Origin of the sequence: Streptomyces sp. 3330 (genome assembly GCF_031456635.1) — a bacterium.
In the GTDB taxonomy this organism is placed as follows: Bacteria; Actinomycetota; Actinomycetes; order Streptomycetales; family Streptomycetaceae; genus Streptomyces.
The window spans coordinates 80,038-101,642 of record NZ_JAVDVA010000018.1; the positions used below are offsets into that span (position 1 = coordinate 80,038).

The following is a 21,605-nucleotide window of genomic DNA, read 5'->3' on the forward strand; positions in this document are numbered from 1 at the left end:
TCAGCTCCGTCACTCCGAGACAGAAGGCGAGGGGGAGGCCCCGTCCGGCGGGGTCTCCGTCGCGCAGGTGACCGAGAACGGCACCGAGTTGGACGTCGTCCGCACCGGGTCCCGGACCTCGACGGAGATCGCGTTCTCGTACGTCCCGCTCTCGGCGTACGTCGACACGATCACCTTGTCCTGCCGGGACTTCCCGCCACCGGACGAGAAGTCGAGCGTCTTCCAGGTCTGCCCGGAGAGCTCGCCGTCCTTCGACACCCAGCGGTAGGACACCGTCGCGGGCAGCCGCCCCACCGTGATCGTCGCGGTGAAGGCGGGCGCGTCCCCGTCCGGCGGCGGACAGCTGCCGGAGTAGTCCGTGTGCGAGCCGGCGACGCTGACCGAGACGGTCTGCGCCGGGGCCTCGGAGCTCTCGCTCTCGCTCGGACTCGGGCTCGGGCTCGGCGACGCGCTCGCCTCCTTGCTCGTCTCCGGCTGCGTCGCCGGCGAACTCACCACGTCCGTGGCGCTGTTGGTGACCCCGCCGCCCGCGTCGCCGCCGTCGTCGTCGCCGTTCAGCAGCCCGTACGTCAGCCCGGCGACGGCCAGCGCCAGCACCACCACGCCGGCGACGAGGACCACACCGGCGCGCCGGCTCCGGTCCGGCGGCTCCGAGCGGCCGGTCGTCGCCGGGGCGGCCGACCAGGACCGGGGCGGCGTCGGGTCCGACGGCTGCTGGCGGAACGGCTCGGCCGGGGTCGAGACCGTCGGCGGATACGGCGCGAACGGCGCCGGTGGCGTCGAACGCAGCGTGTCGCCGTGCGGGGCGCCGCCCGCGGCGACGAGCCGCAGGTCCTGCTCGGCCCGGTCGGCGGGCAGCCGCTCGGCCGGATCCTTGCGCAGCAGCCCCTCGATCACGGGCGCGAGCGGCCCGGCCCGGCGCGGCGGCGGCAGCTCCTCGTCGACGATCGCGCGCAGGGTGCTCAGCGGAGTGTCGTGGCGGAAGGGCGAGTTGCCCTCCACCGCCGCGTACAGCAGCACGCCCAGCGACCACAGGTCCGACTCGGGCCCCGGTGTGCGCCCCAGCGCCCGCTCGGGCGCGAGGAACTCGGGGGAGCCGATGACCTCGCCGGTCATCGTCAGCGCCGAGGTCCCCTCGACGGTCGCGATCCCGAAGTCGGTGAGCACGACCCGGCCGTCGTTCGACATCAGCACGTTCGCCGGTTTCACGTCGCGGTGCAGCACCCCGGCCTCGTGCGCGGCCCGCAGCGCGGACAGCACCTCGGCGCCGATGTGCGCGGCCCGTGCCGGTTCGAGCGGGCCCTCGGCGTCCAGCAGCTCGGCGAGGGAGATCCCGCGCACGATCTCCATGACGATCCACGGCCGCCCGTCCTGCGTGGCCACGTCGTACACCGTGACGACGTTCCGGTTCGCGACCCGGGCCGCGGCCCAGGCCTCGCGCTCCAGCCGTGCGTACATCCGCTCGACGTCCGAGGCCGCCAGTCCGTGCGGGGCACGGACCTCCTTGACGGCGACCTCGCGGTGCAGCACCTCGTCACGGGCGCGCCACACCGTGCCCATGCCGCCCTCGCCCAGCGGGGTCAGCAGGCGGTAGCGGCCCGCGATCAGACGTTCACTGCCCGGTTCTTCGGACACCGCGCCCCCATTTCGCTCTTCGTATCCGGGCGAAAACCTCCGCAACCCCACAAACGTAGCTCAGCCGAGTACGGATGCGGCCCCCTTGAGCACCAGTCCCGCGCCGAGGGCGACGACGAGGAACGCGGACCACAGGGGCAGGTTGCGGCGCAGCAGCGTCACCACCGGGTGGGCCGTCCAGCGCGGCCGCCGGTCCAGCAGGCGGGTCGCGCCCGCGCCCAGCCTGACGACGGCGAACCCGGCGGCGGTCAGAGTCAGCGCGAGCCCTACGCCGTACGCGACGACGAGCAGCAGCCCGAACCAGGCGTGCCCGAGCGCCGCCGCGCCGACCAGCACGACCACGGCGGACGGACTGGGGACCATGCCGCCGGCGAAGCCGAGGAGCAGCGTGCCGCGCAGCGTCGGGGCGACGGCGTGGGTGTGGGTGTGGCCGCCGTGGGTGTGCGTGAGGGGGCGACCGTGTGCGTGCCGGTGGCCGTGGTCCTCGTCGTGGTCGTGGCCGTGATCGTGATCGTGCTGGTGTCGACGGTCGCCGTCGTGGTCGTGGTCGTGGTCGTGGTCGTGGTCGTGCCCGGGGTCCGGATGGGCATGGGTGTGCGGGGTGGGGGCGCCGACCAGGGCGAGTTGACGGTCGAGGGCCTGCGCGGGCTCGTGGGCGTGCGGGCCGCCGCCGTGCGGGTGCGGGTGCGGGTGTGGATGAGGGTGCGGATGCGGATGCGGGTGGGTGTGTCCGTGCGGAGTGCCGGGGCCCCGGCCGCGCCAGGCCCGGCGTGCGAGGGTCGCGCCCGCGAAGAGCACCAGCGCGCCGCTCGCCAGGCCCAGCCAGGCGATCACCGAAGGCGCCGCGGCCGAACCGGCGGTGACGAGAAGACCGAGGGCGACGACGCCCAGGGTGTGGGTGACCGTGACGGAGGCGGCCAGCGGAAGGACGTCCTTCATCCGGGCCCTGCCGCCCCGGGCGGCGGCCGTCGCGGCCATGAGGGTCTTGCCGTGCCCCGGGGCGACCGCGTGCATCGCGCCGAGGCCGACGGCGATCACCAGGGCCAGCGCGGCGAAGCCGACGGTCAGGTCCTGCCGGGCGACCAGGTCGTCCAGCGCCCGGGTCCAGCGGTCGGCGCCCCGCGGCAGCACGGAGGCGGCCGGCGCGTCCCGGTCCTCCTCCACGAGCGCCGCGCCCCCGGGACGCACCCGTACCGAAGCCGTCGAGGTGTCGGCGGGCGAGGAGAGCAACTCCTTGGGATAGCTCGTGAGTTCCGACGAGAGCGACTTCTTCGGCACGTCGGATCCGGCGAGCGTCATCCGGTCGCCGCGCGCGGTGATCTCGCGCCAGCCGGGCCCGGAGGAGGCGCCCTCGCTGTGGAAGGCGAGAGAGACGGTGTCCTCGCCGGACGTGGCGGGCAGCGGAGCCGTCAGCCGGCATTCCACGCGCAGCGTGTCGAGCCCCGCCTGACCGGGCCGTACGACCGCCTTGCCGGCGCCGGCCGTGAGGGTCACGGCCCGGCCGTCGACGGTGAGCCTGCTGCCGGCCGCGGCCGTCGCGCAGCGCTGCCGGGCCCACTCGGTCATCCCGAGCCGTTCGATGTCCGGCTTCGCCTGGGTCGCCGGGATCTCGGCGAGATCCTCGACGTGGTCGACGCGGAGCTGTCCGGGGGCCACGACGAGTCCGTCGTAGCGGTTGACGGTGAAGTTGCCGAGGGGATGCGCGCTCGCGTCGGCGGAAGGGACCAGCGCGAGCGCGCACCCGGCCGTGAACACGGCCGCGCAGGAGGCCAGCAGACGACGGGAGATCACTTGCCCGCCTCCAGCGTCCCGAGTGCCGTACGGGCCTCGCGGGCGCCCGGCGGGGAGAAGCCGGGGTTCAGCTTCAGGGCGGCGGCGAGGTGGGTACGGGCGTCGGCGGGATGTCCTGCGGCCTTCTCGATCATCCCGCGGTGGTAGAGGAAGGACGCGTTGCGATAGCCGGTGGCCGTGGCCTGCCGCGCGTAGGGGAGGGCCTCGGCGTCCTTGCCGTTGACGTGCAGGGCCCAGGCGAGCGCGTCCGCCGTGTGCACGGTGTGGCGGCGGGACCAGTCGTCGCGGGCCGCGCGCAGGGCCGTCGCCCGGTCGCCGTGGTCGGCCGCGGCGAGCGCGGTGTCGAGGTCGGCGTTGACGCCGTTGGCGCGGGCGATGGCCGTCCACGCGTCGACGAGGAGGTACTGGTTCTCGGCCTTCGCCGTGTCGCCCTCGCCGCCCCGGGCCTCGTACAGCTCGCCGAGCTCCACCAGCGGTCCGGGGAGCGGATAGCGGGCGACGATGAGCTCCAGCCCCTCGACCGCCTCGGCCTGCCGGCCGCTCGCCGCCTGGGCGCGGGCCCGGCCCTCCAACGCGGGGAGGTAGTTCTCGTCGGCGGCGAGCGCACGGGCGTAGTCGGTGAGAGCGGTGGCGTAGTCGCCCTGGTTCCAAGCGAGTTGACCGAGCTGGGCGGCCACGTAGGCGATGTCGCCGGGTGCTGTCGACGCGGCGAGGGCCCGCTCCAGGACCCGGCGGGCCGTGGTGACGTCGCCGCGCAGTTCGTGCACGTACGCGTAGCGGGTGAACACCGGTACGCCGGGCCGCCGTTCGTCGGCCGTCCGCGCGGCCTCCTCGGCGTCGTCGTAGCGGCCGAGTTCGACCAGGGCGTCGACGCGGGAGCACAGGGCCCGCTCGTTGTAGGGGTTCTGCGCCAGCGCCCGGTCGGCCAGGGCCAGGGCCTCGGCGAAGTCGTGCCGGGCGGCGGCGAGGGCGGCCCGGCCGGCCAGCGCCTGGTCGTTGTCGGCGCGCAGCGACAGGGAGCGCTTCAGGGCCTGCTCGGCCTGCGGGTAGCGGGAGGGGTCGCCCTTGGTGCGGGCCTGCTCGACGTAGGCGAGCCCGAGGGTGGCCCAGCCGCCGAAGTCCTTCGGCTGCGACCGGAGATGGGTCTGGAGCGCGGTGATGGCCGAGTCGAGGTTCCCGCCGGCGAGCAGCCCGGGGGAGACCGCCGCGGCGGTCGACACGGGGATGTCCTGTCCGTCCCGCACCGCTCCGAGGGCGACCGCCCCGGCGGTGAGCGCGACGGCCAGCATGGCCGCGCAGGCGCTGAGCTGAGCGGCCCGCCACCGGCGCCCGGCGGCCCCGGCACGCCGTACCGCGGCCACCCGTTCGTCACCACCGGCGGTGAGCCCGCCACCGTCACGGTCACCTGCCTCGGCACCAGAAGCCGCATTCGCATCGGCACCGGCAGCCGCATCGGCATCCGCCTCGGGACGGACGACGGTTGCGGAGTCGGTTCCGGCCCCGGCGTCGGCTCCGGACTCCGGGCCCGCGAGCGGTCCGTCGGTGACCGCTGCGTCGGTGACCGGTACGTCGGCGAGCGGTCCGTCGGTGACCGGTGCGTCGGCGAGCGGTCCGTCGGAAGCCGGTGTGCCGCAGTCCGGTGTGCCGGAGGCCGGCGCCGGTCGGGCGGAGGCCGGTCGGGTGGGCTCCGGTTCGCCGTCGTTCGTCCGCGGGGACATGCCCTCTCCTAGGTCGCCTGGGGTCGTTCAGCCTGCTCGCGTGGGGATGGCGCGGCCCGCGCCGTGGGGGATGAGTACGCGGGCCGCGCCAGTCTGTGAGGCGGGCCGGGGAGCGCAGGATTCTCCCCGGCCCGCTCGGGAACGGGGCCGGTGGGGCCCCGTCCGGGAGGAGGGCCTAGTAGGCCCGCCGCCGCCCGCGCCACCACATCAGGCCGCCGCCGATGAGGAGGATGCCCGCCGCGCCGGCGCCCGCGGAGGACGCGATCAGCGTGGTGTTGCTGTCGGAGCCCGTGAGGGCGTCACCGAGCTGGCTGCGGACGTCGGCGCCGCTCTTGGCGGTCGCGCCGCGCGAGCCCTCGGTGGGCAGGGCCACGTAGGGGAAGGCCTTCTCGAAGGACTTGTCGTTCTTGTCGACCGCGTCACCGAGGTCGTTCTTGGAACCGACCAGCTCACCCTCGACGACCTGGAGCGAGGCGTCGATCACGTCGTCGGTGAGGCGACGGCCGTTCGGGAAGCCCGCGTTGTCACCGTCGAGGACGCCCAGCCGCTTGGGGCTGGCGGTCGGCTTGATCGAGGTGTTGAGGCGCAGCTCCTCCGAAGGCGTCACGTACGGCGGCTGGTTGAGCCCCTTGACGCCCTTCAGGAACACGTCGACGAGGTCGTTGCGCGGCTCGGCCGGCGCCTTGATCTTGTAGATCGCCTCTATGAGCTTGGGCAGCTCGGGGTTGGTGACGTTCTTGAGGAACTGCCCGTCGTCCTTCGGCTCGGACGCGTTGAACTTGTCCTTGTCCTTGATGGGGTTGACGACCTCGTTGACCAGCGGCATGCCGAGCCGCGAGACCTGCGAGTAGTGGCCCTGGGCGTTCTCGCGCTGGGTCGTCGACCAGATGCCGACGATCGGCTGGTGCTCCGACTCGGCGATCATGTCGTTCGGGACCTGCAGCGCGATCGAGTTGACGTTGTAGCCCTTGAGCGTGTCGTTGCCGACCTCGGAGAGGTCACCGCCGTACAGCAGGTCGAAGACGCGCAGGTCCAGGAAGAACGGGTCGTCGGCCTGACCCGCGAAGGTCTTGGCGCCGCTGGAGAGCTTGTAGATCGCCTGGTCGCGCAGCTTCGAGTAGTGCGGCATCGAGGCCTTGCCCACGTTCGACGGCGCCACCGGCACGTCGTCCGCGATCTTCGTCTCGTGCTCGACCTTCCCCTTCTTCGACTTGATGAGTTCGAGGTCGTACGTCTGCGTGACGTTCAGGTCGGCGTCGTCGAGGCTCTCGACGACGCCCGTGTTGTAGAGGAACGTCTTCTTGTTCTTCACGTGCGTCTTGAAGGTGTAGCGGAAGGTCAGATCCTCCTTCGCGTCACCGTTGTTGTCGATGTGCAGGTCGTACTGGGCGTCCTCGGCGAACGGGAAGAAGTTGGGACCGCCGGCCGGCTCCTCGAAGGGGATCCAGTTGGCGACGATCGTCGTCGTGTCCGGGTGGTCCGGGCTCACGAAGGCGTACACGTCGGTGTTGTCGTACTGGGGGGTGCCCGAGATGAGGGGGGCCTCGCGGTGGCTGGAGGCGTAGGCCGCCCCCGGCACCAGCGTGGCCACGCCGGCGGCAGCGAGCCCCCCGGCGGCCAACGCACCGCAGACGAGGGTCGCGACGCTCCTGCGTCCGTTGCCGCTCCTGGAGAAAGCTGTCATGCCGTCCGTCCTCTGTGCCAAGTTGCCTGACGGACAGTGATACGGAGCGGTGGGTGGTTTCGGATTGGTCGAATCCCAAAAACTTTTTCTTTCCTGCTCACCCGCGTTTTCGGCCCTTCGATACGTACCCCCCATCCGGAGGTGTGTTCGTTGCGAATGCCTGGTGTGACGGGGCGGCCCGGGTGTGGCGGCCGCAGGGAGGGGGACCGCATGGAGGCGGACGAGCTCATGGTGCTCGTGGCTGGGGGCGACCAGCGCGCATTCGAACAGCTCTACGGACTGGTGTCGGGGCCCGTGTTCGGGCTCGTGCGCCGGGTCGTCAGGGATCCCGCACAGTCGGAGGAGGTCGCCCAGGAGGTGCTCCTGGAGACCTGGCGCTCGGCCGGCCGCTTCGACCCGAGCCGGGGCAGCGCCCTCTCCTGGATCCTCACCCTCGCGCACCGCCGGGCCGTCGACCGGGTGCGCAGCGCGCGGGCGGCGGTGGACCGGGAGCAGCGCGAGGCGTCGCGCTATCACGACCCCGCCTTCGACCAGGTGGCCGAGGAGGTCGAGGCGGGCCTGGAACGCCAGTTGGTCCGCCGCTGCCTCGACCGGCTGACCGCGCTCCAGCGTCAGTCCGTCACCCTCGCCTACTACGACGGCTACACGTACCGTGAGGTGGCCGACCGGCTGTCGCTGCCGCTGGGCACGGTGAAGACCCGGATGCGTGACGGACTCACGCGGCTGCGCGACTGCCTGGGAGGTGCCGCATGAGTGTGCTCGGCCTGTTCCGCCGCGAGGACCTGCACTCGCTGGCCGCCCCCTACGCGCTGGACGCCCTCGAACCCGACGAACGCCGCCGCTTCGAGAAGCATCTGACGGGCTGCGACCGCTGCTCCGCCGAGGTGCGGGAGCTGGCCGAGGACGCCGTCCGGCTCGCCTGGTCCCAGGCCGCGCAGCCGCCGGCCCACCTGCGCAGCCGGGTTCTGGCGGCCGTGCAGAGGACGCCGCAGGAGCCCTCCCGCGCGCCGGGCAGGGAGCGCGCGCCCCAACTGCCGCCGCACGTCTGGGGCACGCAGCCGCCGCCCGGACGCTCCCGTGCGCCCCGCGCGCGCCGACCGCTGTTCGTGCCGTTCGCGACGGCCACCGCGGCGGCGGCCCTCGTCGTCGCCTCGCTCTTCGCCGTGCAGGCCGGCCGCGCCCAGGACGAACTGAACGCCGAGCGGGCCCGGGCGCGTGAGATCGCCCACGTTCTCGCAGCTCCCGACGCACGGGCGAGCGCCGGGAAGGACGCGCAGGGCCGCAGTATCGGAGTGGTCGCCTCCGCCGCGGAGGGAGAGGCGGTGGTCACCCTGAGCGGATACGGCGAGCTGCCCACCGGACAGGTGCATCAGCTGTGGCTCATGCGCCCCGACGCGCAACCGCGCTCCCTCGGGCTCTTCGAGGGCGACACGCCCTTGGTCGCCACCGGTCTCGACAAGGTCGCGACGTCACTCGCTGTGACGGTCGAGCCCGACGGGGGATCACCACAGCCCACTACGCAGCCACTTGTCCAACTCACCCTGAAATCGGTTGGATTCGGAGAGTAATCGGGAAGGAGTCGTCAACCCCCTTACGGGGAAGGTGAATCCTGTGAGCTCGATACATGTGTGCCTCGACGGGGCGATAGGGTTACCCTGCCCGGGCCGGGTGGACTCGTACGGGTGGGGAGTGACATGGAACAGATAACGATGCACAGCAGGGCGAGGGTCCCTGCGATCACCTGCGGGAGCAGTGCGACCAGTTCGCGCCTCGACCGCCATCTCTCGGTGCTGGCAGGACCCGCCATACCGCAGCGCGAGACGCTCGAGGCGACCTCGCTCATGCGGGAGCTGACCGCGCGTGAACCCGCGCGTGGCCACGGGCCCAGGACGACGCGGGCACGGGTGAGCCGCGTCTCGCTCTTCGCGCCGCTGCGCCGACTGCGGCGTTCGCTGTTCGGAGGCAACAAGCACTGACCGGCCGGCGCGTCCTCACTCGCTGAGTCCCGCGCTCAGGCGGCCACACCGTCCCGGCGCAGCGCTGCGATCTCCTCGTCCGTCATCCCCACGGCACGCAGCAGCGCTTCGGTGTGCTCCCCGAGCGCGGGCACGTCTCCCATCCGTGCCTCCGCCCCGCCCGGCAGCGTGATCGGGGGCAGCAGCGCCCGCAGCGGTCCGACCGGCGTCCCCACCTCCCGCCACCGCTCACGGGCCGCCAGCTGCGGATGCTCGGCCAGTTCGTGCAGATCCCTCAGGCGTGCGCACGCGATGCCCGCGCCCTCCAGCCGCGCCAGCGCCTCGTCGGTGTCCAGGGCGCCCAGTGCTCCGGCCACCAGCGCGTCCGTGCGGTCCCGGTTCAGCACCCTTGCCGCGTTCGTCGCGTACGCCGGATCCGCCCCCGCCTCGGGCCGGCCGACGACCTGTTCGGCCAGCCGTCGCCACTCCCGGTCGTTCTGCACGGAGAGCAGCACCCGTCCGCCGTCGGCGGTGGGGTAGGCGTCGTAGGGCGCGATCACCGCGTGGGCGAGGCCGGTGCGGGCCGGGGCGGCTCCGCCGTGCATCGTGTGGTGCAGCGGATGCCCCATCCACTCCGCGAGCGCCTCCAGCATCGACACCTCCACCGGTCCGCCGCGCCCGGTCGTGCCCCGCCGCACCAGCGCCGCCAGCACCCCCGAGAAGGCGTACATGGCCGCCGCGATGTCCGCCGCCGGGATCCCCGCCTTCACCGGCTGCTCCGGCGTCCCGGTCACCGACACCAGCCCCGCCTCGCACTGGACGAGCATGTCGTACGCCCGCTTGTCCGCGTACGGGCCGCTCGCCCCGTACCCGGAGATGTCGACGGCGACCAGTCTTGGATGCGCCGCGCACAGGGTGGCCGCGTCCAGGCCCAGCCGGGCCGCCGCCCCCTGCGCGAGGTTCTGCACGAACACGTCCGCGTCGCCGATCAGCCGCCGTACGACGTCCAGGCCGCGCGGGTCCTTCAGGTCCAGCGCGATGGACTCCTTGCCCCGGTTGCACCAGACGAAGTGCGAGGCGAGACCGCCTGCGGCCGTGTCGTAGCCGCGGGCGAAGTCACCTCCGTCGATCCGCTCCACCTTGATCACCCGGGCGCCGAGATCGGCGAGCTGCCGGGTGGCGAACGGGGCCGCCACGGCCTGCTCGACGGCGACGACGGTGAGGCCCTCCAGGGGCGGCGGCAGCGGCGGGGGGCTCTGGTCCATGCAGTGGATGCTAGATCAGCGCGAACTGGCCCTCCGGGCCCTCCTCGTGGTGGTCGAGGACCGTCGCCGGGTGGCGTGCGCCGTCCGGGACCGGCAGGACCCCCGCCGCGCGCAGCTCCTTCGCCGTGATCGTGTCCGGCACCGTCAAAGCCTCCTGCTGTGCGCGCGCTTCCGCGAACAGCGCCAGCACCGTGATGAGTTCGAGGAGTTCGGAGGTCCAGGCCTGAGGCCAGGCCGTCGGGCGGATCGCGGCCAGCGTGCCCGGCCCGGGCTCCGCCGTCCGGGCCGCGAACCACTGCTCCAGGACGCGGACCCCGCCCGCCGCGAAGTCCCAGGCGGCCGGCGGGACCGGGGAGACACGGCCGCCGTCGAGGTGCAGGGTCTCCTCGTCGCGGTCGTAGTGCAGCGTCAGGGGCCGGTCGGGCAGCGGCGCGCGGACGTAGGGGCGCCGGCCGCCCGGGAGCCGGGGGCGTTCGCCGTCGCGGCGGAGGAGCCACAGGGCGCGGCGGCCCAGCTCCACGCCCCGGGCCCAGAGTCCGGGGTCCCGGGGGAGCGGGACGGTGAGGTCGGGCCGGACGGCGGTCAGGGTCCAGGCCAGGAAGTCCACCGGATCGGGGGAGTGGCCGAGGTGCTCCAGCAGGCCCGGCGCCAGGTTGGGTTCCGTGCCGCCGGGACGCCGGTACAGCGGGCGGACCCGGCCGGGGCGGGCCAGCGGGATCAGGGAGGTCGCCAGCAGCGGCGGCCCCGGCGGGGACGGCGTCTCCACCACGAAGACCTGGTGCTCGTCCGCCACCCGCCACAGCTCCGGGCGGGCCGCGTCGATCAGCCGGTGGTCGGGGATGAGCCAGTGCTCGTCGAAGGGGCCGGTCAGCACCCGTACCGGCGCCGGGCAGGGGCCCGAGGCGCGGGCGAGCCTCTCCGTGCCGCCGGGCCGGCCGGGCAACTGCCCGACCGCCGTGTGCAGGGTGCGTGCGCGGGTCGGCTCGAAGAGGGCCTCGCGGTCGGCGCCCTCGGCCTTCAGCAGGGCGTTCCAGCGGGCTTTCAGGGAAGCCGGGTCGGGGTCCGTCGGCCACCCCCGGCCGAGCCGCGGCGGTGCGACGGACCACGGCATGAGGTCCGCCAGCGGCGGAGCGTCGTCGGGCGTCACGCCGGGCATCGTACGACGGCTCACCCGCGGCCCGTCACGTCGCGTCGAGGGTGACCGTGAAGGAGAAGCGGTCGCCCCGGTAGTGGATGACGGCCACGTCGAGGACCTGGCCTGCGGGGTCGTAGATGACGCCCGTGTAGTGCAGGATCGGGCTGAGCAGCGGGACCCGGAGCAGTTGCGCGGTCTCCGGGTCCGCCAGCCGGGCCTCGACCGTGTCCGTGATCCGGCTGATCTCCACGCCCACGAGGTCCCGCAGCACCTTCGTCATGGGCCGGCGGACCAGGTCGTCGGGGTCGATCCGGGCGGCGAGTTCGGGACGGACGTAGTTGCGGGCGTGGTTGGTCGGCTCGCCCGTGTTCTCGTCGCTCCGCAGCCGGTGGTAGGTCGCCACCTCGGCCAGGTCCGGGAAGTGCTCGGCGACTTCGGCGGGGACGGCCGAACGGCCGTGGTCGAGAAGCTCCGTCGTCATCGCGGACTGCTGGGCCACGATCGCGTCGACCGAGCCGAGCAGGCGGACCGGTGCGCCGCGCCGCGCGCTCGGCTCGATGAACGTGCCCCGCCGGCGGTGCCGGCTGATCAGCCCCTCGTCCTCCAGTTCCTTCAGCGCCTGCCGCATGGTCAGCACACTCACCCCGTAGTGACCCGCCAACTGCTCCTCGGTGGGCAGTCGGAGCGGGTCCTGCGGCGAGCGGCCGAGTATCGAGGCGCGCAGCGACTGCGACACCTGGTACCAGAGCGGCAGCTTTCGGGTGAGGACGATCGAGTCCGGGGCGAAAGAGGTCACGGGCTATCCGTACCGGTCGGCACCGTTCAGTGCAATGTTCCGCCGGACGGCCGGAAGTGGCGTTCCAGGCCCTGCCAGACGTCGTCGTAGCGCCGCTGGAGGTGGTCCGCCCCGGCCGCGTGCGGGGTGAGGGCGATCGGCCAGCGGGTCTCGAACATGAACGCCAGCCCGTCGTCGATCTTCTGCGGGCCCAGCTCGGCGGCGCTCGCCCGGTCGAAGGTCTCCCGGTCCGGGCCGTGCGCCGACATCATGTTGTGCAGCGAGCCGCCGCCCGGCACGAAGCCGCCCTTTCCGGCCGTCTTGGCGTCGTAGGCGCCCTCGATCAGGCCCATGTACTCGCTCATCACGTTCCGGTGGAAGTACGGCGGCCGGAAGGTGTCCTCGCCGACCAGCCAGCGCGGGGCGAAGACCACGAAGTCGACGCCGGCCAGGCCGGGGGTGTCGGTCGGGGCGGTCAGCACGGTGAAGATCGACGGGTCCGGGTGGTCGTACGAGATGGTCCCGATGACGTTGAAGCGGCGCAGGTCGTAGACGTACGGCAGATGGTTGCCGTGCCAGGCGACCACGTCGAGCGGTGAGTGGTCGTACGTGGCGCTCCAGAGGTGGCCGCAGTACTTGTTGACGACCTCCACCGGGCCCTCGACGTCCTCGAAGGCGGCGACGGGCGCGCGGAAGTCACGGGGGTTGGCGAGGCCGTTGGCGCCGATCGGGCCGAGGTCGGGGAGGCGGAAGGCGGCGCCGTAGTTCTCGCAGACGTAGCCGCGGGCCGAGGCGTCCAGCAGGTCGACGCGGAAGCGGATCCCGCGCGGGATCAGCACCACCTCGCCGGGCTCGGCGTGCAGCCGCCCGAACTCCGTGCGCAGCAGCAGCCCGCCCTCCTCCGGGACGATCAGCAGCTCGCCGTCGGCGTCGCTGAACACGCGGTCCATGGAGGCGTTCGCGTGGTACAGGTGCACGGCCATGCCGGTGCGCTGGGTGGCGTCGCCGTTGCCGCCGAGGGTCCACAGGCCGGCCAGGAAGTCCGTGCCGGCCGGCGGCTCGGGCAGCGGGTCCCAGCGCAGCCGGTTCGGGTCGGGGACCGTCTCGGCGAAGGGCCCGGTGCGCAGCGCGCCGTCGTCGACGCGGGTGAACGCGGGGTGCGCGGCCGACGGACGGATCCGGTAGAGCCACGAGCGGCGGTTGTGGGCGCGCGGCTCGGTGAACGCCGTGCCGCTGAGCTGTTCCGCGTACAGGCCGAGGGGCGCGCGCTGCGGTGAGTTGCGGCCGTCGGGCAGGGCCCCCGGCACGGCCTCGGAGGCGTGCTCGTTGCCGAACCCGGAGAGATAGGTCAGGCCCTCGGCCGTCTTGCGTGCGTCCCCGCTGCTCATGTTCGCTCCCTCCGGCGCCCCGCGGGTGCGCCTGCTGATTCCTATGCATCACCGTAGGATTGCGATTTCCCCGGCGCAAGAGGTGCGCCGGTCCTCCTCCTGAAGGACGATCAAGACGGCCGGAACCAGACTCCAGGGGGATCCGCGTGTCGGTCCGTTGTTCTACGCTCCCCCGCATGTCGTGGACGCGCGGAAGCCTCGCCGTGCCCGCGGTCTGTGTCCTGCTGCTGACCGGATCCGCGGGCTGCGGCACCAGTGACTCCCCCGAGCGGGGGGACGCGTCGAGCACGGCGTCCGTCTCCCCCTCGCCGGTGGGCAGGATCCTGAAGGACACGGACGACGAAGGGCGGCACTACCGCGAGGTGGAGAAGAAGGGGGCACCCGAGGTCGGTGTCGAGGTGGAGCCCGAGGCCGACGGGAGCTGGGACGTCCGCCTGAAGGTGCAGAACTTCCGGTTCACGCCCGCCCCGGCGACGGCGGGGGCGGCCCACGGCCGCGGCGCCGCCCGGCTCTACGTCGACGACCAGCCGGTCGCCGACCTGCGCACCCCGTCCTACCGCATCCCGGCCGGCTACCTCCCGCACGGCACCCACCAGGTCACCGCCCGGCTGTGCGCGGACGACGGCACGGTGTGGGCGGTGGACGGCAAGCCGGTGGAGAGCACGGCGTTCATCACGGCGTCGGCGCCCTCCCCCTGAGCGCCTCCCGCCGTGGCGGCCCCCGTTGAGTGCATCAGGCATCTTTCTCCGTACCGAGGGGTGAGGTTCACCCCGACGCGACGGAAAGGCATCATGAGCTCCGTGCCCCAAGCGACATCGCTCCGTCGTGCGCCCGTGCAGCGGCGCAGCGCCGAACGGCTGACCAGAATCCTCGACGCCTGCGCCGACCTGCTGGACGAGGTCGGCTACGACGGCCTGAGCACCCGGGCCGTCGCCGAGCGCGCCGGTGTCCCCATCGGCTCCGTCTACCGCTTCTTCGGCAACAAGCGGCAGATGGCCGACGCGCTGGCGCAGCGCAACCTCGAACGCTATTCCGAGCGCGTCACCGAGCGGCTGAAGAGCGCCCGCCGGGGCGACTGGCGGGCCGCCATGGACGCCGTGCTCGACGAGTACCTGGCCATGAAGCACACCGCGCCCGGGTTCTCGCTCGTCGACTTCGGCAACCAGATCCCGGTCGGCGCCCGGCACGCGGAACCCAACCACCGGGTCGCCGACCGCCTCACCGAGCTGCTCGGCGACTACCTGGTCCGCGAACCGGACGACGATCTGCGCCGCGTCTTCCTGATCGCCGTGGAGACCGCGGACACCCTCGTCCAGCTGGCCTTCCGGGTGGATCCGGAGGGCGATCCGAAAGTGATCGAGGAGGCGCGGCTGCTGCTGCGGGCGTATCTGGCACGGACTCTGGACTGACGGCCGCCGCCCCCTCCCCATCGGGCATACCGCTCGGTATGCTCGCCGGGAGATGGCAATGCCGCCCCCAGGAGGACCCGTGTCCCGCACCGCCCTGCGAATCTGCCCGTTGTGCGAGGCCACCTGCGGGCTGACGCTCACCATCGAGGGGACGAAGGTCACCGGCGCCCGCGGCGACCGGGAGGACGTCTTCAGCAAGGGCTTCATCTGCCCCAAGGGCGCCTCCTTCGGCGCCGTGGACGGCGACCCCGACCGGCTGCGGACGCCCCTGGTGCGCCGGGACGGCGAGCTGCGCGAGGCCACCTGGGAGGAGGCCTTCGACGCCGTGGCCGCCGGGATCCGGCCGGTCGTCGAGCGGTACGGGGCGCACTCCGTCGGAGTCGTCCTCGGCAACCCGAACGTGCACACCATGGCCGGCGCGCTCTACCCGCCCGTGCTGATCGCCGGCCTCGGTACCCGCAGCCTCTTCACCGCCTCCACGGTCGACCAGATGCCCAAGCACGTCTCCAGCGGCCTGCTGTACGGCGACGCCAACGCGATCCCCGTGCCGGACCTGGACCACACCGACCATCTCCTGCTCATCGGCGCCAACCCCCTGGAGTCCAACGGGAGTCTGTGCACCGCCGCCGACTTCCCCGGCAAGCTCAAGGCGCTCAAGGCCCGCGGCGGAACCCTCACCGTCATCGACCCGCGCCGCACCCGCACCGCGAAGCTCGCGGACCGGCACATCGCCATCCGGCCGGGCACGGACGCGCTGCTGCTCGCCGCCATGGCCCAGGTGCTCTTCGAGGAACACCTCGTCGATCCCGGCGCGTCGGCCCCGCATCTCGACGGCCTCGCGCAACTCGCGGAAGCCGTGGCGGACTTCACCCCCGAAGCGGTCACCGCCGCGTGTGACGTGGACGCCTCGCTCATCCGCACCCTGGCCCGCGAACTCGCCGCCGCCCCCACCGCCGCCGTCTACGGCCGCATCGGCAGCTGCACGGTCCCCTACGGCACCCTGGCCAGCTGGCTCGTCGACGTCCTCACCATCCTCACCGGCAACCTGGACCGGCCGGGCGGCGCGCTCTTCCCGCAGGCCGCCACCGACCGCACGCCCCGGCCGGCCGGCCCCGGCCACGGCTTCCGGCTGGCGCGCTGGCACTCCCGGGTGAGCCGGCATCCGGAGGCCAAGGGGGAACTCCCGCTGTCGGCGCTCGCCGAGGAGATGGACACCACGACGGAGGAGGGCGAGCCGGTCCGCGCGCTCGTCGTCGTGGCCGCCAACCCCGTCCTGTCCGCCCCGGACGGCGACCGGCTCGACAAGGCGCTCGGCTCCCTCGACTTCATGGTCAGCGTCGACCCGTACCTGAACGAGACCTCCCGGCACGCCGACGTGGTGCTGCCCCCGCCGCCGCCCTCGCAGAGCCCGCACCACGACTTCGCCTTCAACACCCTCGCGGTGCGCAACCAGGTCCGCTACAGCCGCCCGGCCGTCCCCCTCGAACCCGGCCGGATGGCCGAGACCGAGATCCTGGCCCGGCTGACCCTGGCCGCCACCGGCATGCACGGCGCCGAGCCGTCCGCCGTGGACGACCTGGTCATCGACCAGACCCTCGGCAAGGCGGTGAAGGAACCCCACTCGCCCGTGCACGGCCGCGACCCGCGCGAACTCGCGGCACAGCTGACCGGCGAGACCGGTCCCGAGCGGCGGCTCGACCTGATGCTGCGCCTCGGCCCCTACGGCGACGGCTTCGGCGCCCGCCCGGACGGACTCGGGCTCGCCCGGCTGCTCGACCACCCGCACGGCATCGACCTCGGGCCGCTGCGCTCGCGCCTGCCCCAGCCGCTGAAGACGCGCAGCGGGCGGATCGAGCTGCTGCCGCAGCCGATCGCCGACGATCTCCCGCGGCTGCGGGAGGGACTCGAACGGCGGCCCGACGCACTCGTCCTGGTCGGCCGGCGCCATCTGCGGTCCAACAACAGCTGGATGCACAACGTCCCCGCGCTCACCGGCGGCACCAACCGCTGCACCCTGCACATCCATCCCGAGGACGCCGAACGGCTCGGCGTGCGGGACGGCGCGCCGGTACGCGTCAAGGGCGCCGGGGGAGAGGTGATCGCACCGGCCGAGGTCACCGACGCCGTGCGCCGGGGCGTGGTCAGCCTGCCGCACGGCTGGGGCCACGACCGCCCCGGCACCCGCCTCCGGCACGCCGCCACCGACCCCGGCGTCAACGTCAACCAGCTCCTCGACGGCAGCCTGCTGGACCCGCTGTCGGGCAACGCGGTGCTCAACGGAGTGCCCGTGGACGTCGCCCCTGCGGCGGCCCGCTGAGCTGAGCAAAGCTGTGACCTGGAGTTTTGCGCTTATTGCTCGCACGTCAACGTCTTGTTAACACTGTTCGGACGGACCTAACGTCGACCCACCGCCGACCCCCAGGTGGGATGTTCAAGGGCGAACGTTAGGTATCCATTCATGTTGACCATCCTCGGCTTCGCCATGATCGCGACCTTCCTGGTCCTGATCATGCTGAAGAAGATGTCGCCGATCGCGGCGCTCGTGTTGATCCCGGCACTGTTCTGCGTCTTCGTCGGGAAGGGCGCCGAGCTCGGTGACTACGTCATCGACGGCGTCACCGGCCTCGCCCCCACGGCGGCGATGCTCATGTTCGCGATCGTCTACTTCGGTGTGATGATCGATGTCGGCCTCTTCGACCCGATCGTGCGGGGCATCCTGAAGTTCTGCAAGGCCGACCCGCTCCGCATCGTCGTCGGCACGGCGCTGCTCGCCGCGATCGTCTCCCTCGACGGCGACGGCTCCACCACGTTCATGATCACCGTCTCGGCGATGTACCCGCTGTACAAGCGCCTGAAGATGAGCCTGGTCGTGATGACCGGTGTCGCGGCGATGGCCAACGGCGTGATGAACACGCTGCCCTGGGGCGGCCCGACCGCCCGTGCCGCCACCGCGCTGAAGCTCGACGCCAGCGACATCTTCGTGCCGATGATCCCGGCCCTGGCCGTGGGCCTGCTCTTCGTCATCGCCCTGTCCTACGTCCTCGGCCGCCGCGAGCGCGCCCGGCTGGGCACGCTGACGCTGGACGAGGTGCTGGTCGAGCAGCAGGAGACCGAGACGGTCCTGGTGGGCGCCGGCGGCTCCGGCGACGGCAAGTCCCCGGTCCGCAAGGGCGGTTCCGGCTCGGGCTCGGGCGCCGACGCGGCCGCCGCCGCGCGGGACGACGAGGACGACGACTTCCAGGGCCTCGACCCGCACCGCGCCACCCTGCGCCCCCGGCTCTACTGGTTCAACGCGCTGCTCACGGTCGCGCTGCTCACCTCCATGATCATGGAGTGGCTGCCGATCCCGGTGCTGTTCCTGATCGGCGCCGCGCTCGCCCTCAGCGTCAACTTCCCGCACATCCCGGACCAGAAGGCCCGCCTCGCCGCCCACGCCGACAACGTCCTCAACGTCTCCGGCATGGTCTTCGCCGCCGCCGTCTTCACCGGCGTCCTCCAGGGCACCGGCATGGTCGACCACATGGCCACCTGGATGGTGGACGTCATCCCCGCCGGCATGGGCCCGCACATGGCCCTCGTCACCGGCGTCCTGAGCCTTCCGCTCACCTACTTCATGTCGAACGACGGGTTCTACTTCGGCGTCCTGCCGGTCCTCGCGGAGGCCGGCGCGGCGCACGGCGTCTCGCCGCTGGAGATGGCCCGCGCCTCGCTCGTCGGCCAGCCGCTGCACATGTCGAGCCCGCTCGTCCCGGCCGTCTACGTCCTCGTCGGCATGGCGAAGGTCGAGTTCGGCGACCACACACGGTTCGTGGTCAAGTGGGCCGCCCTGACCTGCCTGGCGATCCTGGGCGCGGGCATCCTGTTCGGGATCGTCTGAGCCGACCATGGAGGAACTCGTGAGGCCCGGCGGGAACCGCGGCTGGCTGCTCCGTCTCGTCATCGCCTTCGGCTTCGCGCAGGGGGCGGTGTCGATGGCCCGGCCCGCCGTCTCCTACCGGGCCCTCGCGCTGGGCGCGGACGAACGGGCGATCGGCGTCATCGCCGGTGTGTACGCGCTGTTGCCGCTCTTCGCCGCCGTGCCGCTCGGCCGCCGCACCGACCACGGCCGCTGCGCGCCGCTGCTGCCCGTCGGCGTGGTGCTCATCTCCGGCGGCTGTGTGCTGAGCGGAGTCGCCGGCTCCCTCTGGACGATGGCCCTGTGGAGCGGGGTGATGGGCCTCGGCCATCTCTGCTTCGTCATCGGCTCCCAGTCGCTCGTCGCCCGGCAGTCCGCCCCGCACGAACAGGACCGCAACTTCGGCCACTTCACCATCGGCGCCTCCCTCGGCCAGCTCGTCGGCCCGATCGCGGCCGGAGCGCTGATCGGCGGCGACGACATGGCGGACGGCAGCGCGCTCGCCCTGCTGGTCGCGGGTGCCGGCTGCGCGGTCGCGTTCACCTCGCTGTGGCGCATCGAACACCGTGACACCGCGCCCAAGTCCCGTACGGAGCAGGGCGCACGCGTCCCCGTCGGCCGCATCCTGCGCGCCCGGGGCGTCCCCGCCGGCATCCTCGTCAGCCTGTCCGTGCTGTCCGCGACCGACATCCTCACCGCCTATCTGCCGGTGGTCGGCGAGCACCGGGGCATCGCGCCGTCCGTCATCGGCGTGCTGCTCAGCGTCCGCGCGGCGGCCTCCATCGCCTGCCGGCTCGTGCTCACCCCCCTGCTGCGGCTGGTCGGCCGGACCCTGCTGCTCACCGTGACCTGTCTGCTGGCGGCCCTGCTGTGCGCCGGGATCGCGCTGCCGGTGCCGGTCCGGGGGCTGGGCGTGATCCTCGCGCTGCTCGGCTTCTGCCTCGGGGTCGGGCAGCCGCTGTCCATGACGACCGTCGTCCAGGCCGCGCCCGACGGCGCCCGTTCCACCGCGCTCGCGCTGCGCCTCACCGGCAACCGGCTGGGCCAGGTCGCCGCGCCCGCCGCCGCGGGGCTGGTGGCCGGGGTCGCGGGGGTGGCCGCGCCGTTCGTGATGCTGGGGGTGCTCCTGCTGCTGTCGTCGGGCGTTGCGGTGCGCTCGCGCGGGGACGCGGGGGCGCGGACGGCGGCGCCCGGGCGCCGGTCCGGAACGGGGTTGCGCCGGTCGAGCGATGTCTGACGGCGCGTCGGGCGGCGCTCCCACAGTCGCGGGCGTCGATGTGAAAGAGAGTCAGGTGCAAGAACGATTTGTATGAAAATCGTCCTGACTCGGAGGAATGCGCATGTCCAGCTCGACGCTCCCGTCCGCCCTCGGCTCCCGCCTCGGCGTCACGGCCCTCACGGTGCTCGCCGCGGCGGGGTTCACCTGCCTCTCGGCACCGTCCGCCGTGGCCGTCGGGGAGGCCGGTGACATCAGGATCCACCGCGAGCAGGTCCCCCCGGGCGTCTCGAAGGACGACCCGGTGGCCTGCCGCTTCTACCTCGACGCCGCCAACTTCGGCGAACTGCCGTCCGTCGGGTACACCATCAAGGCGCGGCCCCCGGCCCCCGACACCGCCACCGTCACCGGCACCATCACCCTGACCCAGGGCGCCGGCCACACCGACACCCTGGGGCTGGCCGAGGGCTCGTACACGCTCGAGTGGACCATCCCCGGCGACGTTCCGGTCCCCTCGCCCAAGGTGAAGGTCTTCAAGATCAACTGCCCCGACGGCCAGCGCGAGGGCAACGGGAGCCCGAACCGGCCGATCACGGACGACGGTCGCGAGGTCGGCGGTCCGAACGGCCAGAACGGCGGCGGCCAGAACGGCACCGCGCAGGGCGGCGGCCGGGAAGGCACCGCGCAGGGCGGCGGCCGGGAAGGCGGCACGCAGGGCGGCTCCGCCTGGAACGGCGAGAAGGGCGGCCCGGAGGGCGGCGTGCACGCGGGCGGCGGCGGCCTCGCCGACACCTCGCAGGCCTTCACCCCGCTGGCCGGAGCGGCGGCCGTCGGCCTGGTCGCCGTCGGCGGAGTCGCCTACTTCCGCCTGATCCGCCGGCGTACCCATGGTGCCGCGTAGGCGCGCACGCAGGCCCTGGCACCGGACCCGCGCCTACCGCCTCACCAGGACGGCCGTCCTCGCGGTCGTCCTGGTGACGGTCGGGGTCCGGTGCGGGGGGCACGACGGCCCGGCCACGGCCCGGGCCGGGGAGGTGGCGTCCGGCGGGGCGCAGGCCGCCCCGGCCTCCGGGGGCGACGCCGACGAGGAGGGCCGCCCGGCGCGGAAGAAGGCGTCCGCGAGCCCGGGGCCCCCGCCGCGTCCGCTGCCCCGGTCCCCGGCGACCACCCTGCGCGTGCCCTCCCTGGGCATCGACGCGCCGATCGTCCCGCTCCGGCTCGGCCCGGACCGGCATCTCGGGACACCCCCGCTCGACCGGCCCAAGCTCGTCGGCTGGTACGCGGGCGGGCCCACCCCGGGGGAGCGGGGCACCGCCATCGCCGTGGGCCACCGCGACACCAGGACCGGCCCGGCGGTTTTCGCCGGCCTCGCGCGCGTGGCCCGGGGCGCCAGGATCGAGGCCCGGCGGGCCGACGGCCGCACCGCCGTCTACACGGTGGACCGGGTGCGCGTCTTCGACAAGGCCACCTTCCCCGACAAGGAGGTGTACGGCCCGACCCGCCGCCCCGAGCTGCGCGTCCTCACCTGCGGGGGCCTCTTCCGGCACGCGACCGGGTACACCAGCAACGTCGTCGTCTTCGCCCATCTGACGGCGACCCGCTGACCCGCCGGCCCGTCGCGGTGACCGCGCCGGCGGCCGCGGCCCCGGGGCCACGGCCCGCTGAATCCGGCAGTCCGGTTTCTCACCTGTCGGACGGCGGCGTCCGATCCGGGCGAGTCTCTTCCCCCGGGTGCGCAC

At 73.3% G+C, this 21,605-nt stretch carries 18 protein-coding genes; 10 read left to right on the forward strand and 8 right to left on the reverse strand.

The annotated features are described in order from the left end of the window. Positions 1–9: 9 nt before the first annotated feature. The 4 genes from J2X68_RS27325 to J2X68_RS27340 form a co-directional block, all read right to left on the reverse strand. A complete protein-coding gene (locus J2X68_RS27325; RefSeq protein ID WP_310435228.1) occupies positions 10–1,635 on the reverse strand; it encodes a serine/threonine-protein kinase in 1,626 nt (541 codons plus the stop codon). Between the two features lie 60 nt (positions 1,636–1,695). After that, positions 1,696–3,426, reverse strand: a complete 1,731-nt coding sequence (locus tag J2X68_RS27330) for a nickel transporter (RefSeq protein ID WP_310435229.1) — start codon at positions 3,424–3,426, stop codon at positions 1,696–1,698. After that, positions 3,423–5,144, reverse strand: a complete 1,722-nt coding sequence (locus J2X68_RS27335; RefSeq protein ID WP_310435230.1) for a tetratricopeptide repeat protein — start codon at positions 5,142–5,144, stop codon at positions 3,423–3,425. Before J2X68_RS27335 ends, J2X68_RS27330 begins: the two co-directional genes overlap by 4 nt. A 175-nt stretch (positions 5,145–5,319) precedes the next feature. Continuing rightward, on the reverse strand, positions 5,320–6,828 hold the full coding sequence (locus J2X68_RS27340; RefSeq protein ID WP_310435231.1) for a DUF4331 domain-containing protein: 1,509 nt from the start codon (positions 6,826–6,828) through the stop codon (positions 5,320–5,322). A 210-nt stretch (positions 6,829–7,038) separates the two neighbouring features. On the opposite strand from J2X68_RS27340, the gene J2X68_RS27345 reads away from it, so the two are divergent. The 3 genes from J2X68_RS27345 to J2X68_RS27355 all read left to right on the forward strand — a co-directional run bounded on the left by J2X68_RS27345 (position 7,039) and on the right by J2X68_RS27355 (position 8,804). Then, the gene (locus J2X68_RS27345; RefSeq protein ID WP_062647091.1) at positions 7,039–7,581 is read left to right on the forward strand and encodes a sigma-70 family RNA polymerase sigma factor; all 543 of its coding nucleotides are present in this window, start codon (positions 7,039–7,041) and stop codon (positions 7,579–7,581) included. After that, positions 7,578–8,396: an anti-sigma factor gene (locus tag J2X68_RS27350; RefSeq protein ID WP_310435232.1), complete on the forward strand. Its 819-nt coding sequence runs from the start codon at positions 7,578–7,580 to the stop codon at positions 8,394–8,396. Before J2X68_RS27345 ends, J2X68_RS27350 begins: the two co-directional genes overlap by 4 nt. Positions 8,397–8,522: 126 nt before the next feature. Continuing rightward, the gene (locus tag J2X68_RS27355) at positions 8,523–8,804 is read left to right on the forward strand and encodes a hypothetical protein (protein ID WP_310435233.1); all 282 of its coding nucleotides are present in this window, start codon (positions 8,523–8,525) and stop codon (positions 8,802–8,804) included. Between the two features lie 35 nt (positions 8,805–8,839). Here J2X68_RS27355 and J2X68_RS27360 read toward each other — a convergent pair whose 3' ends face one another. The 4 genes from J2X68_RS27360 to hmgA are packed head-to-tail and all read right to left on the reverse strand — an operon-like array spanning position 8,840 to position 13,346. Further along, on the reverse strand, positions 8,840–10,048 hold the full coding sequence (locus tag J2X68_RS27360; RefSeq protein WP_310435234.1) for a CaiB/BaiF CoA-transferase family protein: 1,209 nt from the start codon (positions 10,046–10,048) through the stop codon (positions 8,840–8,842). A gap of 10 nt (positions 10,049–10,058) precedes the next feature. Then, on the reverse strand, positions 10,059–11,204 hold the full coding sequence (locus tag J2X68_RS27365) for a type ISP restriction/modification enzyme (protein WP_310435333.1): 1,146 nt from the start codon (positions 11,202–11,204) through the stop codon (positions 10,059–10,061). Positions 11,205–11,229: 25 nt separating this feature from the next. After that, positions 11,230–11,979 (reverse strand): GntR family transcriptional regulator, encoded by a 750-nt coding sequence (locus J2X68_RS27370; RefSeq protein WP_310435235.1) that lies wholly within the window; start codon positions 11,977–11,979, stop codon positions 11,230–11,232. A 26-nt stretch (positions 11,980–12,005) separates the two neighbouring features. Continuing rightward, complete coding sequence (hmgA, locus tag J2X68_RS27375; RefSeq protein WP_310435236.1) at positions 12,006–13,346, reverse strand: homogentisate 1,2-dioxygenase; 1,341 nt, start codon at positions 13,344–13,346, stop codon at positions 12,006–12,008. 176 nt (positions 13,347–13,522) lie between these two features. Between hmgA and J2X68_RS27380 the strand changes: the two genes are divergently transcribed. From J2X68_RS27380 to J2X68_RS27410, 7 genes are all read left to right on the forward strand, one after another. Beyond that, positions 13,523–14,044, forward strand: coding sequence for a hypothetical protein (locus J2X68_RS27380; RefSeq protein ID WP_310435237.1), 522 nt, complete (start codon positions 13,523–13,525; stop codon positions 14,042–14,044). A 93-nt stretch (positions 14,045–14,137) separates the two neighbouring features. Continuing rightward, positions 14,138–14,755, forward strand: a complete 618-nt coding sequence (locus J2X68_RS27385; RefSeq protein WP_310435238.1) for a TetR/AcrR family transcriptional regulator — start codon at positions 14,138–14,140, stop codon at positions 14,753–14,755. 79 nt (positions 14,756–14,834) lie between these two features. Then, complete coding sequence (locus tag J2X68_RS27390) at positions 14,835–17,072, forward strand: molybdopterin oxidoreductase family protein (protein ID WP_310435239.1); 2,238 nt, start codon at positions 14,835–14,837, stop codon at positions 17,070–17,072. Positions 17,073–17,213: 141 nt separating this feature from the next. Further along, positions 17,214–18,632 (forward strand): citrate:proton symporter, encoded by a 1,419-nt coding sequence (locus J2X68_RS27395; protein ID WP_310435240.1) that lies wholly within the window; start codon positions 17,214–17,216, stop codon positions 18,630–18,632. 19 nt (positions 18,633–18,651) lie between these two features. Then, positions 18,652–19,887 (forward strand): MFS transporter, encoded by a 1,236-nt coding sequence (locus J2X68_RS27400; protein WP_310435334.1) that lies wholly within the window; start codon positions 18,652–18,654, stop codon positions 19,885–19,887. Between the two features lie 103 nt (positions 19,888–19,990). Next, on the forward strand, positions 19,991–20,767 hold the full coding sequence (locus tag J2X68_RS27405; protein ID WP_310435241.1) for a hypothetical protein: 777 nt from the start codon (positions 19,991–19,993) through the stop codon (positions 20,765–20,767). Beyond that, positions 20,754–21,470 carry a class F sortase gene (locus tag J2X68_RS27410; RefSeq protein WP_310435242.1) on the forward strand — a complete coding sequence of 239 codons (717 nt, stop codon included), beginning with the start codon at positions 20,754–20,756 and terminating at the stop codon, positions 21,468–21,470. Before J2X68_RS27405 ends, J2X68_RS27410 begins: the two co-directional genes overlap by 14 nt. Positions 21,471–21,605 lie beyond the last annotated feature (135 nt).

Excerpts from the sequence above, each read along its gene's own strand:
- J2X68_RS27335 (WP_310435230.1), bottom strand. The coding sequence starts at position 5,144 with ATGTCCCCGCGGACGAACGACGGCGAACCGGAGCCCACCCGACCGGCC.
- J2X68_RS27340 (WP_310435231.1), bottom strand. The coding sequence starts at position 6,828 with ATGACAGCTTTCTCCAGGAGCGGCAACGGACGCAGGAGCGTCGCGACC.
- J2X68_RS27350 (WP_310435232.1), top strand. The coding sequence starts at position 7,578 with ATGAGTGTGCTCGGCCTGTTCCGCCGCGAGGACCTGCACTCGCTGGCC.
- hmgA (WP_310435236.1), bottom strand. The coding sequence starts at position 13,346 with ATGAGCAGCGGGGACGCACGCAAGACGGCCGAGGGCCTGACCTATCTC.
- J2X68_RS27355 (WP_310435233.1), top strand. The coding sequence starts at position 8,523 with ATGGAACAGATAACGATGCACAGCAGGGCGAGGGTCCCTGCGATCACC.
- J2X68_RS27385 (WP_310435238.1), top strand. The coding sequence starts at position 14,138 with ATGAGCTCCGTGCCCCAAGCGACATCGCTCCGTCGTGCGCCCGTGCAG.
- J2X68_RS27405 (WP_310435241.1), top strand. The coding sequence starts at position 19,991 with ATGTCCAGCTCGACGCTCCCGTCCGCCCTCGGCTCCCGCCTCGGCGTC.
- J2X68_RS27410 (WP_310435242.1), top strand. The coding sequence starts at position 20,754 with ATGGTGCCGCGTAGGCGCGCACGCAGGCCCTGGCACCGGACCCGCGCC.
- J2X68_RS27395 (WP_310435240.1), top strand. The coding sequence starts at position 17,214 with ATGTTGACCATCCTCGGCTTCGCCATGATCGCGACCTTCCTGGTCCTG.
- J2X68_RS27345 (WP_062647091.1), top strand. The coding sequence starts at position 7,039 with ATGGAGGCGGACGAGCTCATGGTGCTCGTGGCTGGGGGCGACCAGCGC.
- J2X68_RS27360 (WP_310435234.1), bottom strand. The coding sequence starts at position 10,048 with ATGGACCAGAGCCCCCCGCCGCTGCCGCCGCCCCTGGAGGGCCTCACC.
- J2X68_RS27365 (WP_310435333.1), bottom strand. The coding sequence starts at position 11,204 with ATGCCCGGCGTGACGCCCGACGACGCTCCGCCGCTGGCGGACCTCATG.
- J2X68_RS27380 (WP_310435237.1), top strand. The coding sequence starts at position 13,523 with ATGTCGTGGACGCGCGGAAGCCTCGCCGTGCCCGCGGTCTGTGTCCTG.